This window comes from Virgibacillus tibetensis, from assembly GCF_036026595.1.
Lineage (GTDB): Bacteria > Bacillota > Bacilli > Bacillales > Amphibacillaceae > Virgibacillus_P > Virgibacillus_P tibetensis.
Genome location: NZ_JARZFX010000002.1, coordinates 118,801 through 135,025, shown reverse-complemented (window position 1 = coordinate 135,025; position 16,225 = coordinate 118,801). Strand labels below are relative to the sequence as shown.

The following is a 16,225-nucleotide window of genomic DNA, read 5'->3' as shown; positions in this document are numbered from 1 at the left end:
TCACCCTTTCTGTTAGTAAAATTGATGAAACGCGGAATAAACGCGGTTAACCGCTGGATTAAATCAACTGATCGCTGAATGAACTGGTCTAAGCGCAGAAAAAACCACCATAACCGCTGAATCCCAACAGTTAACCGCTGAATAAATCGCAAATGCCGACATCCCGTATTACCAATCCAAACTGCGAATCAGTGTATCTCCCCGAAAACTATCTCTGTTCAAAAATACGAAAGCCATAACCTGGCAGATCAACCGTTGACAATTCAGCAACTGGTTGTTTATCTACAGACCCGTTATCTACTAAGATCCATTCATTCCAACCATCATTACCTTTGAATACGTGCTCACCAAGTAATTGTTTGCTCTGCTCACTATTATTTAATACAAAGATAAGTCTGTTGGCTGCATCGTACTTTTCATAGACGATGCAGTTTTGTTCATTATCTGTATAGAGAAACCGGAAGTCGCCACCGTTTCCAAACACCGGGTGGCTTTTTCGTAAGTCAATAAGTAATTGCACATATCGGAACAGGTCACGGTCTTGTTTTCGTTCATCCCATTCCATACAGGCTCGACACCCGGGATCCTGTCCGCCAGCCATACCTATCTCATCACCATAGTAAAGGCAAGGTGTTCCAATGAAGGAAAGTTGAAATAGGTAGAGGAGTTTAACTCGTTCACGATTCTCAGAAGCCATTGTCATGATTCGCGGTGTATCATGACTGTCGAGCAGATTAAATGCGACTTCATTTACATTCGAAGGATACATATGCAGCACTTTCGTAATGGAGTCAGCAAAGTCACCAGCAGTCATTTCATTCTTAGCGAAATAATCAATTACTCCATTCGTAAATGGATAGTTCATTACTGCATCAAATTGATCACCCTGCAGCCATGGCATGGAATCATGCCAGATCTCTCCCAGAATATACGCATCAGGTTTTGCATCTTTAACTGTTTGCCGGAATTCGCGCCAAAAAGCGTGATCCACTTCATTGGCAACGTCAAGGCGCCAACCATCTATATCAAATTCTTCTACCCAATAACGTGCTACATCCAATAAGTATTTTTTGACCTCAGGATTTTCGGTATTCAGCTTAGGCATCGACCCAACAAAAGCAAATGTATCATAATTTGGCTTTGGCCCAGGTACTACTGGAAAGTCGCGTATATGAAACCAGTCTGTATAAGCGGAGTTTTCCTGATTTTCCAAGACATCCTGAAACGGTGCATAATAAAAGCCACTATGGTTAAACACTGCATCCAACATAACCCGGATACCCCGTCTGTGACATTCTTCTACTAAACGGCGAAATGTTTCTTTGTCCCCGAATTGAGGGTCTATTTCCATATAATCAATCGTGTCGTATTTGTGATTGGAATGTGCTTTGAATATAGGAGTAAAATAAATGCCGCCAATTCCAAGTTTCACCAGGTAGTCCAGATGATTAATAACTCCTTGAAAGTCACCACCGAAGAAGTTAGTAGGTGAAGGATCAGTTGAGCCCCAGGCAAGTGTACCTTCAGGATTTAAATCAGGATTACCATTTCCAAATCGTTCTGGAAAAATCTGATACCAAACGGTGTCTTTTACCCATGATGGCGCAGTAAAAACATCTGCTTTGTTTAGGTATGGAAAACAGAAGTAATTGGCAATATCACTTGGTGGAGAGACGAATATTCCACCCTCGGTATAAACGAATGTTTCACAGATATCAGAACAACGAAATGCGTAACGCATACGTCGGAATTCAGGTTTTACCGCAATAAACCAATAATCGTGCATTGCTGTGGAACCGGATTTGACCATTGCTGCAGTCTCCATTTGCCACTGCTCATTTTTCCAATCATACGGATCACCAAATAGTAGTGACACCGTGTCCATATCATCTTTTTTCGTTTGTAGAATAATGTGAAGGGTGTCCTTGTCATATGCATATGCAAAATTATTTTTCGGGCGGTGGTAGATAGCTTCTTTAATCATTTTAATAATCCCCTTTCATAATAAGAAAACCCCGTTTTCCAGGAGGAAAACGGGGTTGTTGTCACAATACAAAGCATTGCCCTTATGTTTTTATACTATTAATTTACTGTAAGCTTTGTATTTTGTCAATTGAGTTTACTGCCAATTTACAAGTACTGTATCAGTACCTTGCATAGGTGTTGTATAAATGTGGTTTGATCCACTCTCCCATTCTACATTTCCAGAACTCCCTTTTTTAATAAATTTATATTCAATTGTTTCTCCAGCGGGGACACTTATATCATAATACCAAGTTGGATATTCATAAACTACTTGGTTAAACATGGGTCCAACCGCTTCATCCGGATACCAATTACCAAGCTCGCTAATATTACCCACAATATAAACATTTGTGCCAGGATCTGTGAAAGCGTTATTAACGACAAATCGTACTGTTACTTGTTCACCTGTCAAAACTTCGAAATCGTCATATGTGTTGCTTTTTATATTACTCGCATTTAAGATTGTTATGTCATATTTTCTAGGAGTTATATTTGGCACTTTAATTTCAATTTCAGTATTGGACCAAGACTGAACGTTTGCATTTGTTGAATTAAATTGAACAGTACCTTCAACAGATCCGAACCCCTCACCGTTAATTGTAATTATATTTCCCGCTTGCCCCATCATTGGTCCAACATGTCCAATAAGCGGAATTGAAGACTCTTCTGTATACTGCCAAATGGCGACGCCCCTTGGGCTTAAATTAAACGAATTAACTGAACCATCCGTGTTGATTGTTATATTATTACCATCTAAAAGATAATCTAATTCGTCGTTATAAATACCTTCAGGTAGAGAGGTATTTAGATTAGTAACTTCATAACTAGAGTTTCCTCTATTGATTGCTGTTAGTACAACGTTGTTACCAAATTTTCTTTCATAAATATAAACGTCAGAATTAACCCAACGTTCTTTGGTATTCCCAAATCCAAGAGCAGGATTTGATTGTCTTAATGGTGCTAGTTGACTAATTATTTGATAAGAATTTGTAGAAGTATTAAAACTTGACATTGGCTTTCGATTTTCTGGATCATTATTACCAGTAAGATACTGTTCAGTTCCATAATAGATTGTTGGAACACCTCGTGAAGTTAACAGCACTGCCAAAGCCATATCAGTATGCCTATTTGAAGAACCATCAACAGAAAAACGACTCATATCATGATTGTCAATAAACGTTACTTGATCGATAACTTCATTATAATCATCTGCTGTGCTTTCAATCATTTCATTAAATACATGCCAATCAGCGGTACCATCCCTTAGAACTTCTCTGATAGTTTGGCCGTATTGAAAGTCAAGTAAGCTCATCCCACTTTCATTTGCAAAATGATGGTTTTGAGGATCAACCTCTCCAGTCCCCAAAAACCATTCTCCAAATGTAAATACTGGACGGTAATTATAAATCTCACTCATTAGTGATTCCTGCCATCCTTGTGACATGTGCTTAACAGCATCTACCCTTATACCATCAATGCCTTTATCTAGCCATAGCTTAATAGATTCTTTTAAATATTGATCAATTATTTCGTTATTCAAATCGTAATCTGCTAAGTCGTATAAATTTCGATAAATACCGTCTTCATAAGAGGAAAAGTCTGTTCCTCCAAAATGATGGAAAATATTCAATGGATCGTTTGAATAGGAGCCTAATAAATTACCGTCATCATAAATTGCACCATTTTCAGCATATGAAGGATCCGTCTCTAGAGCAGGTGAAGAATGATTTGGTGTAAAGTCCATTATAACTTTAATCCCGTTAGAATGTGCTGTGTTAATTAACCTATCAAACTCAGAAAAGTCTCCATAAAAGGGATTTGTTCTTTTGTAGTCCCTAGCCCAGTATCCATGGTATGATGTATAACCACTTGGATGTAATGCATATACGTTTTCTACTGGTTGCGATATCCATATAGCAGTTATTCCCATAGTAGTTAAATATCCATCATTGATTTTGTCTATTATACCTTGCCAGTCACCACCACAATATTTATGCAAATTGCTACAATCTGAACTATAAATGTCCTCTGATGGGTTATTGCTAGAATCTCCATCGTAAAATCTATCTGTTACAATTTGGTAAATAACGTCTCTAGAGTAGTCAACTTTGTTAAAAACATCCGCATGGGTATTGGTGAATGTAATAGTAGTAGTTATTAATATTAACAGAATTAGCGCAAACGTTTTCATAAAAATTCTAGTTATCTTGGTCATAATAAAATATCCGCCTCCTTTTTTGATTCTGTATTCCTTTAATTTGCTCGCTCCTCCTTTCAATTAATTAAACCCTTCATTTATTTATAGAGTTCAGGTTGTATATAACAAAAGTATCGTCCGATTATTTTAACAATTGCCAATTATCTTTGTTGTTAATTACAATTATTAAACGATAATTAAAATCACGTCAATAGGTAGTTGTGCTCTTTTTATCAATGACTTACATAGGATTTTATAAAATTTTATCTCTTGAATTGACAGGGTAATAGTATTCTACAAATTTATTTCATAAATATTTAGTTAATTTAGCGAAAACGCTTGCAACAAAAAAGAATTAGTTATAAAATAAGTGTAAGTTGAGCGCAAACGTTTGCACAAAAAAATAAGTGCAATGCTTGTTGTTAGCTCAAATCTATTTTAAAAAGGGGAGAATTAAAATGAAAAGAAGGTTTTTGCTTATAACTCTTGCAGCCTTAATGTCGCTATTAGTTTTGTTATCAGCTTGTGCTCCAGATCGTGAAGAAGAATCAGGAAATGACAATGGTGCAAATGAAAGTGAAGCTTCCGAAAAGCCGGAGGAATTAACAATCTGGGCAAATGATCATGACAATCAGATGACAGCTATCGAAAAGATCGCCGCTGATTATGAGGAACAAGAAGGAATAACCGTCAATGTAGTAGCGAAGCCAATGCTAGATCAATTACAGGAATTATCACTTGCTGGTCCCGAGGGTAACGGCCCAGACTTATTTTTTCAACCACATGATCAAATTGGAAATATAGTCGCTCAAGGCCTTGCAGAACCTCTTGATTTATCAGATGAAGAAATAAGTGGATATAGCGATGCTGCTATTGAATCGGTGACATATAATTTTGATGGAGATACTGATAGATATGGTGTTCCAGCTGTTTTCGAAACATATGGAATATTTTATAACAAAGATATTGTGTCTGAAGCACCACAAGATATTGATGATTTAAAAACAATTCTTGAAGAAAAAACAAACGCATCTGAAGACCAATACGGCTTTTTAATGAAGCCAAACGATATATATTTTGCATATCCTTTCTTTAAGAACTATGGTGGTTATATTTTTGGTGGGGATATCGGAGAATATGATACTACTGATATAGGCTTAAATAATGAAGGATCAATACAAGGTGGAGAATTATTCCAATCATTTTTTGGCCAAGGAATGATACCAGCATCAACTACTGTAGACGTAGTTGATGGTCTATTCACTGAAGGGAAAGTAGGGGCTGTAATAGGCGGACCTTGGAGTATTTCTGGATATACAGAAGCCTTAGGAGATAGTGTTGGCTTTGCTCCATTTCCAACAATTAATGGTGAGCCTAGTGCAACATTGGTAGGGGTGAAGTCTTGGATGGTGTCCTACTACTCCGAAGAAAAAGATTGGGCAAAAGACCTAGCACTTTTCATGACAAACGAAGAAAATCTTCAACACTACTTTGAGGTTGCAGGTGAACTACCACCTAACACTAATGCGCTTGAATCTATTGAAGATCCAATTTATGCAGCATTTGCAGAGCAGATTGAATATGGAGTGCCGATGCCAAGTACCCCTCAAATGGCTCAGGTGTGGGAACCAATGAATAATGCTTTGCAATTCCTGGCTGAAGGAGAGGATGTACAGTCTGTACTAGATGAGGCTGTAGAACAAATAAAAGCAAATGTAGAAGCAAGTGGTTCCGAATAACAGATCTTACTAAAGAGGAAAATGGGGAGATACCTTCTTCCCATTTACTTCTTTAATTTAGATAAATAATCATGTAAGAATTTTAGTAGGATAGAAGATTTATAACGGGGGTATTAGCAATGTCTATACAAACGGACAACGATTCAAAGTCTAAAGAAATACAAAGAGAACCAAAACTACATAACCCTAAAATAGCTATGATCTTATCCATTTTGTTTGCAGGTTTAGGCCAGTTGTATAACCGTAGATTTTTAAAAGGTTCTACTTTTATAATAATAGAATTGGCATTTATTGTTACGTTACTAGAATCTATAAATTATGGATTATGGGGTCTGCGTACATTAGGTACGATTCCAGGAACTGACCACTCTATCAGACTACTGGTCTTGGGCGTCCTTTCTTTAATTGGTGTTTTCTTTGCTGTGACACTTTATATTTATAATGTACTCGATGCTAGGAGGCAGGCACGTAAGATACAGAATGGCTGGAAACCAATGAAATTAAGGGAGACTATAGGTGCGTTTTATGAAAATGCATTTCCCTACTTAATGACATTTCCTGGTTTAGTTCTAATGATTTTTGTAGTAATATTTCCATTACTATTTTCAGTTTTATTAGCATTTACTAACTATAATTTATATAACTCACCACCTCGAAACTTAGTTGATTGGGTCGGTTTTGATAATTTCGTTAACCTGATTACGGTCCCAATCTGGCAAGACACTTTTTTAAGTGTGTTTTTCTGGACAATTGTATGGACTGTTGTAGCTACAACGCTGCAGCTCGCTTTAGGTCTTTTTCTTGCGTTGTTAGTAAATGATTCTCGAATTAAATTTAAAAAGTTAATTCGTACCATCTTAATACTTCCATGGGCTGTTCCAGCTTTTGTTACAATTCTAATATTTTCTGCCATGTTTAATGATGATTTTGGTGCGATAAACAGAGATATTATTATTCCGCTGTTCGGTGGTGGAGGATTACCTTGGTTAAGCGATCCACTCTACGCACGAATTGCTATCATTATGATTCAGACATGGCTGGGGTTTCCATTTATCTTCGCATTATTTACAGGTGTACTACAAAGTATTTCAAAAGAATGGTATGAGGCAGCAGACGTCGATGGGGGTTCTCGTTCTCAAAAGTTTCGCCATATAACACTTCCTCACGTGATGTTTGCAACTGCTCCCTTATTAATTATGCAATATGCACAGAACTTCAATAATTTTAATGTTATATATCTCTTTAACGAAGGTGGACCACCAGTTCGAGGTCAAAATGCAGGTGGTACAGATATCCTTATTTCATGGGTATACAAACTAACTTTCGATACAAATAATTACAGCATGGCAGCGGTTATCTCTATTATAATGGGTGTAATTGTTTCTGCATTTGCTTTTTATCAGTTTAGAAGGACAAGATCATTCAAAGAAGAGGGTGAGATCTAATGAATCAAAAAAAGAAATCGAGAATTGAAGTTAGTGCTATTTATATATTGCTAGCCGTTGTTTCTATTATTATATTTTACCCTCTAGTTTGGACAGTTGGTATGTCATTTAATCAGGGAAGTAGTCTTTACTCTTCCTCTATAATACCCGAGAATTTTTCATTAGATCATTATAAATGGCTATTTAGTGACGGTAGTGATTATTTGTTATGGTATAAAAACTCTTTGATTGTTTCTACGGCGACTGCTATAGGAAGTGTTATTCTAACATCTCTTGTAGCATATGCATTTTCTCGATATAAATTTGTAGGTCGAAAAAATGGGTTATATGTCTTTTTACTATTGCAAATGTTCCCAGTTATGATGGCTATGGTTGCTTTGTATATATTTTTAAATATGATTGGCTTATTGGATACACTTACCGGGCTAATACTTATTTATCTAGGAGGGCAAATACCCTTTAATGCATGGCTGGTGAAAGGATACTTTGATACCATTCCCCGTGAACTTGATCAAGCTGCAAGAATAGATGGAGCAGGACATCTACGAGTATTCTGGAGTATCATGCTACCACTAGCTAAGCCAATATTAGCTGTTGTTGCATTATTTAATTTTATGATGCCTTTATTTGACTTTCTACTCCCAACTATTGTCCTTTCCAGTTCGGAAAACTATACGTTGGCAGTTGGTCTCTATAATTTTATTAACGACCAATTTGCAAACAACTTTACGAGGTTTGCAGCGGGGTCTATTTTAGTAGCAATACCAATTGCCGCGGTATATCTTTATCTTCAACGATACCTGATTTCAGGGTTAACTGCTGGAGGATCAAAGGGTTAAATTTATGGATAAAATAATCATTTTTATTACAACTAGAGAATAAAGAAACAAATAAATTTATGAGTAACCTATTCTACAGGAGGAAAACCAATGCTTGAAGACACTAGTTTTGCGATTCACCCAGGAAAAGAACAACAAACGGCTGCGGTCGTATATCGGGATATAGGAAATATGATTAGTAATACAAAAACAGACGATACTTATTTGTTTAATTGTGAAAATGGGAAGGTAGCTGTACAGTTTTACACGGATTCAATTGTACGAGTAATAATGAATCAGAAAGAGGATCCGCAACTGGATCGATCCCAGACTGTCGTGGCCAAAGCAGGCAATGTAGCTGTGACTGAGAATTTTTCTAATGATGTTTACAAATTAAAGACAAGCAAGGTTGAGCTGGTCATCAGTCAAACGCCTTTTCGCTTAACTGTAAAAGATGGGCATGGGAAGATTATAGTTTCTGAAGGTGACCGAGGCATGGCTTACCGGGAAAATGGGGAAGTAGTTACCTTTAAAGAAATGCATGAAGCTGATCATTTTTATGGCTTTGGTGAAAAAACAGGTTTTCTTGATAAACGCGGGGAAAAATATGAAATGTGGAACTCCGATGTTTATGCGCCACATAACCCGGAAACAGACCCATTGTATGAATCAATTCCTTATTTTATGACATTACGAAATGGTCGAGCTCATGGTGTGTTTTTTGATAATACATACCGTTCTGCGTTTGATATGAAGTCTTCTTCAGAGTATTATTCGTTCACTGCTGAAGGAGGTCAGATTGACTATTATGTAATGGCTGGTCCTGAACCGAAAGCGGTGTTGGAACAGTACACACATCTTACAGGAAGAATGCCAATACCACCGAAATGGGCCATTGGCTATCATCAATCCCGTTACAGCTATGAAACAGAGGCTGAGGTACGCGAACTGGCACAGAATTTCGTGGATCGTGATATCCCGGTTGATGTTATCCATTTAGATATCCATTATATGAATGGCTATCGTGTATTTACATTTGATAAAGAACGGTTTCCAAATCCGAAGCAGTTAATTAAAGATTTGCGTAAAATGGGGATTCGTATCGTGCCAATTGTTGATCCAGGTGTTAAAAAGGATTCTGAGTACACGATTTACCAGGAAGGTGTAAATCAGGATCAGTTCTGTAAGTATATTGAAGGTGAGACCTATTTTGGTGAAGTTTGGCCGGGGATTAGTGCTTTCCCTGATTTTACGGATGAGAAAGTCCGTAAATGGTGGGGTGATAAACACACATTTTACACGGGTATGGGAATAGAAGGTATCTGGAATGATATGAATGAGCCTGCTGTTTTCAATGAAACAAAGACAATGGATGTTGAAGTAATGCATCGAAATGATGGCAATCCTACAACCCATCGGGAGCTTCATAATGTTTATGGATTTTTAATGGGGCAGGCAACCTATGAAGGCATGAAGGAACAGTTGAACGGCAAGCGCCCATTCCTGTTGACACGTGCTGGATATGCTGGTGTACAGCGCTATGCATCCGTTTGGACAGGGGACAACCGCAGTTTCTGGGAGCATCTGCAAATGTCCTTGCCAATGGTGATGAACCTTGGATTATCGGGCGTTCCATTTACAGGGCCGGATGTGGGTGGATTTGCACATGATACCAATGCTGAATTGCTTGTGCGCTGGACACAGGTCGGAGCATTTACTCCCTATTTCCGAAATCATTCAGCGATTGGAACCCTGTACCAGGAGCCATGGCAATTTGGTGAGAAGTATGAGCATATTATGAAAAAATATATTCAAATGCGTTATAAGTGGATGCCGCAATTGTATTCATTGTTCTATCAAGCAAGTAAACAAGGACTTTCAGTAATGCGTCCATTATTGCTGGAATACCCTGAAGATGTAAAAACATATAACATGAATGATCAATTTATGATTGGTGATAATGTGTTGATGGCACCGATTTTGGCACCATCTGTTGTGGATCGTGCTGTCTACTTACCACAAGGTGATTGGGTGGAATACGAAACAGGTGAAGTATTTGAAGGGGAAAAGACTCACTTAATCCATGCAGAACTTGAAGATATGCCGATTTTTATAAAGAAAGGAACGGCGATCATGCAAGGTGAATGGATTTCAAATACGGATAAAGCACCTAAGAATGTTAGTATGAATGTTTATGCAGGTGAATGGAATACAACATACCGATTCACCCATTATGATGATGATGGAGAAACCTTTGCCTATGAAAATGGAGACTTTTTAGAGATGGAACTAGAAGTTGTTTCCTCACCAGAACAGATAGAAATTACAGTTTTAAATGTAAAAGGGGAATACAAACCTGCTTATAATGAAATAAATGTAAATGTTATTGGGTTAAAGAAAGGTCAAAATGTTATAATTAACGGAGAAATTAGCCGTAAAAACCATAAACTAGCTTTAGATATGTAATACGAAAAAGGTAGTTTTCTAAAAGATTATTGTAAATGAATAATAAGATGTGCCAAATAAAGAAACGACTCAGCACAGTAGTAGCATTATGCAAGACTCCTGCGGGTAAAAACTAAGCGGACCTCACAAACGTGGAACAGACAGAGGAGGCTTGCAGATTGTTCGTGGAAAACGAGTAGATTTCCACTGGTTATTTAAAATTGTAAAATAAAGCGGCAATCCTTACTAAAAAGAAGCTGAAAAATAAATGTAGAGGGTGAAAGAAATGGTAACAATTAAAGATGTAGCAAAGGCAACAGGTGTATCACCCTCTACTGTATCTAGAGTAATTGCAGATAATCCGAGGATCAGCCCTGATACAAAGAAAAAGGTACGTAAAGCTATGAAAGAATTGGGTTATCATCCAAACATCAATGCACGGAACCTTGTTGTGAAATCAACAAAAGCGATAGGTGTTATCATGCCTTCATCTGCCAACACAGCACTACAGAATCCATTCTTCCCGGAAATTTTACGGGGAATTGGCTCCGTTACCCATAACATGCAGTATTCAATGATGTTATCAAGTGGGGAATCGGATGAAGAGATTTATGCAGAAGTGCAACGGATGGTTTATGGCAGCTATATTGATGGCGTTATCCTGCTTTACTCCAGAGTGAATGACCGCGTTATGAATTTCCTGCAGGAGAATGAGTTTCCATTTGTAATTGTTGGTAAGCCTTATGAGAATATAAATAAAATAACTCATGTCGATAATGACAACTTCGCAGCTGGAAAAGAGATAACGAGACATTTAATCGAACAGGGGCATGAAAAAATTGCATTTATTGGTGGTTCGAAGGATTTATTCGTTACAATGGATCGTGAGGCAGGCTATGAAGCAGCACTGAAAGAAGCCGGGTTGATGGACTGCGATGAATATAAAATTCATACAGAATTCCTGAAATCCGGTGGACGTGAGGCTGTAGAGGACTTGCTGGCATTGGATAATCGTCCAACAGGGATTGTTGTCAGTGATGACCTAATGAGTCTGGGTGTGTTAAGTACCTTGGAAGAATCCGGAGTTAATGTTCCCCAGGATATTTCACTGGTCAGCTTTAATAACGTATATCTATCCGAGATCACCCGTCCAGCCTTGACCACAGTAGACGTAAACATTTACGAGCTTGGTGCACAATCAGCCAAAGCACTGATTGAAAAAACGGTTACTAAAACCGAACCATCGAAGCGGATCATTGTGCCATATAAAATTGTCTATCGTGATTCAGTGAGTAAGAAAGCCTAAGCATGGTAAGTAGTTCCGTTAAGTTGGAGAAGCATAATAAATAGCATATGGAGTAGCATATCAGTTATCACTCAAATTGGTATGCTATTTTTAATTGATATAACAATGTTTTTACTTAATTTATGTGTGAATTAGCATAGTAAATAACATACAAATAGCAGAGTGACAAGTTATAGTCATCTTGTTATTAGCTTGCTAATATTTCTGCTAATCGCCACGTTATTTTAATTCTTCCTAAAAAGCTACAAAGGGTAATTAATATTTTTTTCGTTAAACTAAATATAGATGGTTGCGAAATTTCGGTTCTTTGACTAACTGGCAGATTGTCAAAGAAGGATATAACAATTATATGGAGAATATCTATAGCTAAGAAGAAAATTAGTTAGAGGGATTTAAAAATGAAAAAGTTCTTAATGAGCCTTCTTTTTATAAGCATATTTTTGTTATTAGTATCTTGTAATAACGATAAGAGTAGTGTTGCCTTTAAGGGAAAGGGAGAAAATTGGAACGGAGAATTGGTCACAAGTTATAAGATACAAAGTATTAAGATTAGTTATATAGGAGAGAACCTGAAGAATTGAAAGAAACCAATTTATTAATTGAGAGTTCTGATTTCTGAGGTTGGGGGATAGAAGAAAAAGAATTAGACAAACAAGGCCATTTTAACAGTGGTGAGGCCTTCAAATTAGATTCTAAAACTCCGAAAACATCAAAAATATTACTCGAAATTGATGGTGATAAATCTGAAACACACCTTAACTTCAAATTACTAATTCTTTTTTGTTGTAAAACTATATGGTGCTTTAACCATAGAAATTAATTAATGAAGAAGGGGGGAAACCTTTTGTATGTTATTCGATATTATTGAGCCAATATTTTGGATAAAGTTTTTTCTGGTTTTAATCATATTTGTATTATTGTTAGTTGTTTTTAATGCTTTAATGAGAAGATGGCTAAAAGTAGAAAAGAAGAGATTATTTTCATATAACCATATAAATCAACAACATAAAAAAATTGATTGGACGATTAGAATAACGTTTATTGCTATTTTTTTGTTCGGATACTTCTATAACATTTCGGCAGAACCATATGAGAGGGTTTGGTTTCTTGAGATATGGATTTTAATGTTTATATTTATAATGGTGTCTCAGACGGTTCAGGCAATTATGGAATGGAAATATGCGGGAAATCGAAAAGCGTATATTCTAACGATTAGTGAGTTATTATTTATCGGAATATTATTAATTTCAATGTTTAGTACAAACGTTTTCGGTTTATTTTGATATCTATGAAGCAAGCTACAAGATTTATATTATCGTTATTAAACAAATCGGTGCAAGAGTTAAATAAGGCAATCAGAATTTGTTTGTCATTTTTTTTATAATAAACTCAGGGATATTCTGTTAATTATAAATGAAAGGCTAAAATATTTAGATGTGTTGGATTCTGTACCAAGAGATCTACTAACAACGTGCGTTAGTTAAAATAACATTATATGGAAAGACTAAAGGCCGACTCAATAAAGTAGGTCTATTTCCTTGTTAATTACACTGTTATTTTAGTGTGCGTTTATGGTGCTAATTGGTTTGTTTTTCTTATTGTTTCTTCGCAATTTCTCCACGTTATCTACAACCACTTATAAGCATAGGCTTTCTTTTTTTATATTGTTTTTGAGAGAATCAATATCTTTAGTAGTAGTTCATCATCCCTAATATTTCCATTAATCAGAAAATAAACACTACTTTTGCCACTATCGTTCTAATATAACAAAAAGTAGAATAAAAGATGAAAGATAGTTTCACTATAGAATAACTCTATTAAACTACTGCCATCAGGAGTAACATCTCAAGTGAACTCCTCGCTGTCCTCCAGAGATTTTTCAATACACCCATCAACAGATAGGCGAGTACAGAAAAATCTTAAAAGAAAGAGGGTGAATCAAGCATAATTCCAGTTATTCTGATGAATTTTGTTTTTCACTACTAAAGGAGGACTTAATATGCTAAGGAGAAGTGTAAGAGTTGGTTTCATACTTATGGTTTCTTTTGTTTTATTGTTAACTTCCTACCAATGGGATAATCAGGTCGAAGCAAGTGAAAATGAAGGGTTTATTCGTGCATTTTGGGTGCAAGCATTCGAACCTGGGGCAAAAACTCCAGATCAAATTGATAAACTGGTTCAAGATGTTAAAGACGCAAACATGAATACTATTGTTGCGCAAGTCAGCAGAAGACATGATGCCTATTACCATAGTGATGTTTTACCGTTTACGGAAGACCCAGCAGTTCCTGAAGGATTTGACCCACTGGGTTATTTATTAACTAAGGCAAAGGAACAAGGTATAAAAGTACATGCCTGGGTAGTTGTTGGTCCTATGTGGCACACGGTTTATGGTGGGGAACCTGAAGATCCAAACCATATTTGGAATCAGCATGGTCCAAATGCACCCGAGGATGAAACATGGGTAACGGAGGATTATAGCGGTAACGTTCCTTACTGGCAGCCATACCTCGATTTAGGTCATCCAGATGCGAGAGATCACGTAGTTAATATGGTTACGGATATTGTAAAAAATTATGATGTGGATGGTGTACATCTGGACTATATCCGTTATCCGGAAGATGGAAAAGGATATAACGCTACTTCACTGGAAAGATTTCATGAAGAAACGGGACGTTCCGATCGTCCTCAGCCTTGGGATTCCGAATGGATCAAGTGGAAAGTTGACCAGGTTGATTCATTAATAAAAAGAATATATGCAGAAACTATGGCTGAAGATATGAGCGCAGAATTATCTGCAGCAGTTTTATCATGGGGCTTTGCTGATCCCCGTTCCACTGACTGGTGGAATATGGACCCAATACAACGGTCACATCAAAATTGGAAAGAATGGGTTCAAGAAGGCTATTTGGATTATGCCTATGTTATGAATTATGATAGTGACGCAGATCCAAGAAGAGAAGAACGCTTTAACCAATGGATCGAGTGGCAAAAGGACTTGCCGCGAAATCGTGGTATTGTTATCGGGCCTGCCCTTTACTTAAACACTATATCAGACAGTATCAATCAAATCCGTCGCGCAATTGATCCATCACCATTAGGAAACAGGGTGGAAGGTATCAGTCCATATGTTTATAACGTTTGGAGTAATGACGGGCTTCCACAAGAAGAATTGATCCGCTCATTGTATGAACCAACAGAACACAATGATGGGAATCCTCCTTTTACTGAACCAGTAGCAGTACCAACACCCGAATGGAAAACAGCATCGCATGGTCACTTACTTGGAACAATTGGTAGTCAATTGTCAAACCAGGAGGTAACCATTAGAAGAGGAAAAGCTGGAGAGGTAATCGATAAAGTGGTGACGGATGCGAATGGTCATTTCGTTCTAACAGACTTAGAACCTGGTAATTATTATATTGAAGTAAATGGTGAATCTGATTTACAAAAAGTTAAAATAAATACACAACAGGTATCCACTATAACAATAGAATAATAGAAAGATGTGCAGTAGATTTAGATCAAATGTAAGAATAGTAACCTGGAAGCGGGTTGCTATTCTTATTTGTTGTGCGACTATACATATGCCTGAACGAAACAGCCCCGCCAGACGAGCGATCCATCACCTGAAATGAGCACAGTTTGGCTTTTTCCACATGTTAGACACAACTAATTTAATAATATCATGAATTTAATTGAAAACGATTATCATTATCAGTTAAAATAGAAGTAAGGTGAGTTGCTTTTAATGGAGGGATACCTGATGAGCAAAGTATTAATGCTTTATGCTAGTACAACTGGAAATACGGAGTTAATGGCCGAAGCAATGGTAGGCTATCTTGAAGATAAAAATATTACAGTAGTAACAAAGACATTTGAATACGACCCAATAGATGTAGAAGAACTTTTAGACTATGATGCTATCCTGGTTGGTACACATACATGGGATGATGGTGATCTCCCTTATGAAGTAGAGGATTTCTACGAGGAGCTGGATGATGTTGATATAACTGGAAAAGTTTTTGGTGTCTTCGGCTCCGCTGATTCCTGTTATGATACGTATGGCGGAGCAGTTGATTTGATGAGTGACCGACTGAAAAACAAAGGAGCCATCCTAGTTCCAGAACGATTAAAGGTTGATTTGACTCCCGAGGGTGATGATATTTTACGATGCGAGAAGTTTGTGGAGACGCTATGGGCTTTTTTTAGAATTTAAAGATACTCAAATTAGGGCTGTGAGAATTTCA

10 protein-coding genes are annotated in these 16,225 nt (G+C 37.0%); 8 read left to right on the top strand and 2 right to left on the bottom strand.

Annotated features, from left to right (window positions below):
* Positions 1-208 precede the first annotated feature (208 nt).
* Both QGM71_RS05490 and QGM71_RS05485 read right to left on the bottom strand, forming a co-directional pair.
* Positions 209-1,984 carry an alpha-glycosidase gene (locus QGM71_RS05490; RefSeq protein ID WP_327606524.1) on the bottom strand — a complete coding sequence of 592 codons (1,776 nt, stop codon included), beginning with the start codon at positions 1,982-1,984 and terminating at the stop codon, positions 209-211.
* Between the two features lie 135 nt (positions 1,985-2,119).
* Positions 2,120-4,240, bottom strand: coding sequence for an alpha-amylase family glycosyl hydrolase (locus tag QGM71_RS05485; protein WP_327606523.1), 2,121 nt, complete (start codon positions 4,238-4,240; stop codon positions 2,120-2,122).
* A gap of 440 nt (positions 4,241-4,680) precedes the next feature.
* Here QGM71_RS05485 and QGM71_RS05480 point away from each other — a divergent pair, with 440 nt between their 5' ends.
* From QGM71_RS05480 to QGM71_RS05445, 8 genes are all read left to right on the top strand, one after another.
* Positions 4,681-5,961 carry a sugar ABC transporter substrate-binding protein gene (locus QGM71_RS05480; protein WP_327606522.1) on the top strand — a complete coding sequence of 427 codons (1,281 nt, stop codon included), beginning with the start codon at positions 4,681-4,683 and terminating at the stop codon, positions 5,959-5,961.
* 119 nt (positions 5,962-6,080) lie between these two features.
* Positions 6,081-7,406: a carbohydrate ABC transporter permease gene (locus tag QGM71_RS05475; protein ID WP_327606521.1), complete on the top strand. Its 1,326-nt coding sequence runs from the start codon at positions 6,081-6,083 to the stop codon at positions 7,404-7,406.
* Positions 7,406-8,245 carry a sugar ABC transporter permease gene (locus QGM71_RS05470; protein ID WP_327606520.1) on the top strand — a complete coding sequence of 280 codons (840 nt, stop codon included), beginning with the start codon at positions 7,406-7,408 and terminating at the stop codon, positions 8,243-8,245. The genes QGM71_RS05475 and QGM71_RS05470 overlap by 1 nt, the downstream gene beginning before the upstream one ends.
* Positions 8,246-8,335: 90 nt before the next feature.
* Positions 8,336-10,690, top strand: a complete 2,355-nt coding sequence (locus QGM71_RS05465; RefSeq protein ID WP_327606519.1) for a glycoside hydrolase family 31 protein — start codon at positions 8,336-8,338, stop codon at positions 10,688-10,690.
* 265 nt (positions 10,691-10,955) lie between these two features.
* Positions 10,956-11,975, top strand: a complete 1,020-nt coding sequence (locus QGM71_RS05460) for a LacI family DNA-binding transcriptional regulator (RefSeq protein WP_327606518.1) — start codon at positions 10,956-10,958, stop codon at positions 11,973-11,975.
* Between the two features lie 848 nt (positions 11,976-12,823).
* On the top strand, positions 12,824-13,258 hold the full coding sequence (locus QGM71_RS05455) for a DUF4181 domain-containing protein (protein WP_327606517.1): 435 nt from the start codon (positions 12,824-12,826) through the stop codon (positions 13,256-13,258).
* A gap of 716 nt (positions 13,259-13,974) precedes the next feature.
* Positions 13,975-15,474 carry a family 10 glycosylhydrolase gene (locus QGM71_RS05450; RefSeq protein ID WP_327606516.1) on the top strand — a complete coding sequence of 500 codons (1,500 nt, stop codon included), beginning with the start codon at positions 13,975-13,977 and terminating at the stop codon, positions 15,472-15,474.
* Positions 15,475-15,741: 267 nt separating this feature from the next.
* Positions 15,742-16,194 carry a flavodoxin domain-containing protein gene (locus QGM71_RS05445; protein WP_327606515.1) on the top strand — a complete coding sequence of 151 codons (453 nt, stop codon included), beginning with the start codon at positions 15,742-15,744 and terminating at the stop codon, positions 16,192-16,194.
* Positions 16,195-16,225: the final 31 nt, after the last annotated feature.

Excerpts from the sequence above, each read along its gene's own strand:
- QGM71_RS05490 (WP_327606524.1), bottom strand. The coding sequence starts at position 1,984 with ATGATTAAAGAAGCTATCTACCACCGCCCGAAAAATAATTTTGCATAT.
- QGM71_RS05485 (WP_327606523.1), bottom strand. The coding sequence starts at position 4,240 with ATGACCAAGATAACTAGAATTTTTATGAAAACGTTTGCGCTAATTCTG.
- QGM71_RS05480 (WP_327606522.1), top strand. The coding sequence starts at position 4,681 with ATGAAAAGAAGGTTTTTGCTTATAACTCTTGCAGCCTTAATGTCGCTA.
- QGM71_RS05475 (WP_327606521.1), top strand. The coding sequence starts at position 6,081 with ATGTCTATACAAACGGACAACGATTCAAAGTCTAAAGAAATACAAAGA.
- QGM71_RS05470 (WP_327606520.1), top strand. The coding sequence starts at position 7,406 with ATGAATCAAAAAAAGAAATCGAGAATTGAAGTTAGTGCTATTTATATA.
- QGM71_RS05465 (WP_327606519.1), top strand. The coding sequence starts at position 8,336 with ATGCTTGAAGACACTAGTTTTGCGATTCACCCAGGAAAAGAACAACAA.
- QGM71_RS05460 (WP_327606518.1), top strand. The coding sequence starts at position 10,956 with ATGGTAACAATTAAAGATGTAGCAAAGGCAACAGGTGTATCACCCTCT.
- QGM71_RS05455 (WP_327606517.1), top strand. The coding sequence starts at position 12,824 with ATGTTATTCGATATTATTGAGCCAATATTTTGGATAAAGTTTTTTCTG.
- QGM71_RS05450 (WP_327606516.1), top strand. The coding sequence starts at position 13,975 with ATGCTAAGGAGAAGTGTAAGAGTTGGTTTCATACTTATGGTTTCTTTT.
- QGM71_RS05445 (WP_327606515.1), top strand. The coding sequence starts at position 15,742 with ATGAGCAAAGTATTAATGCTTTATGCTAGTACAACTGGAAATACGGAG.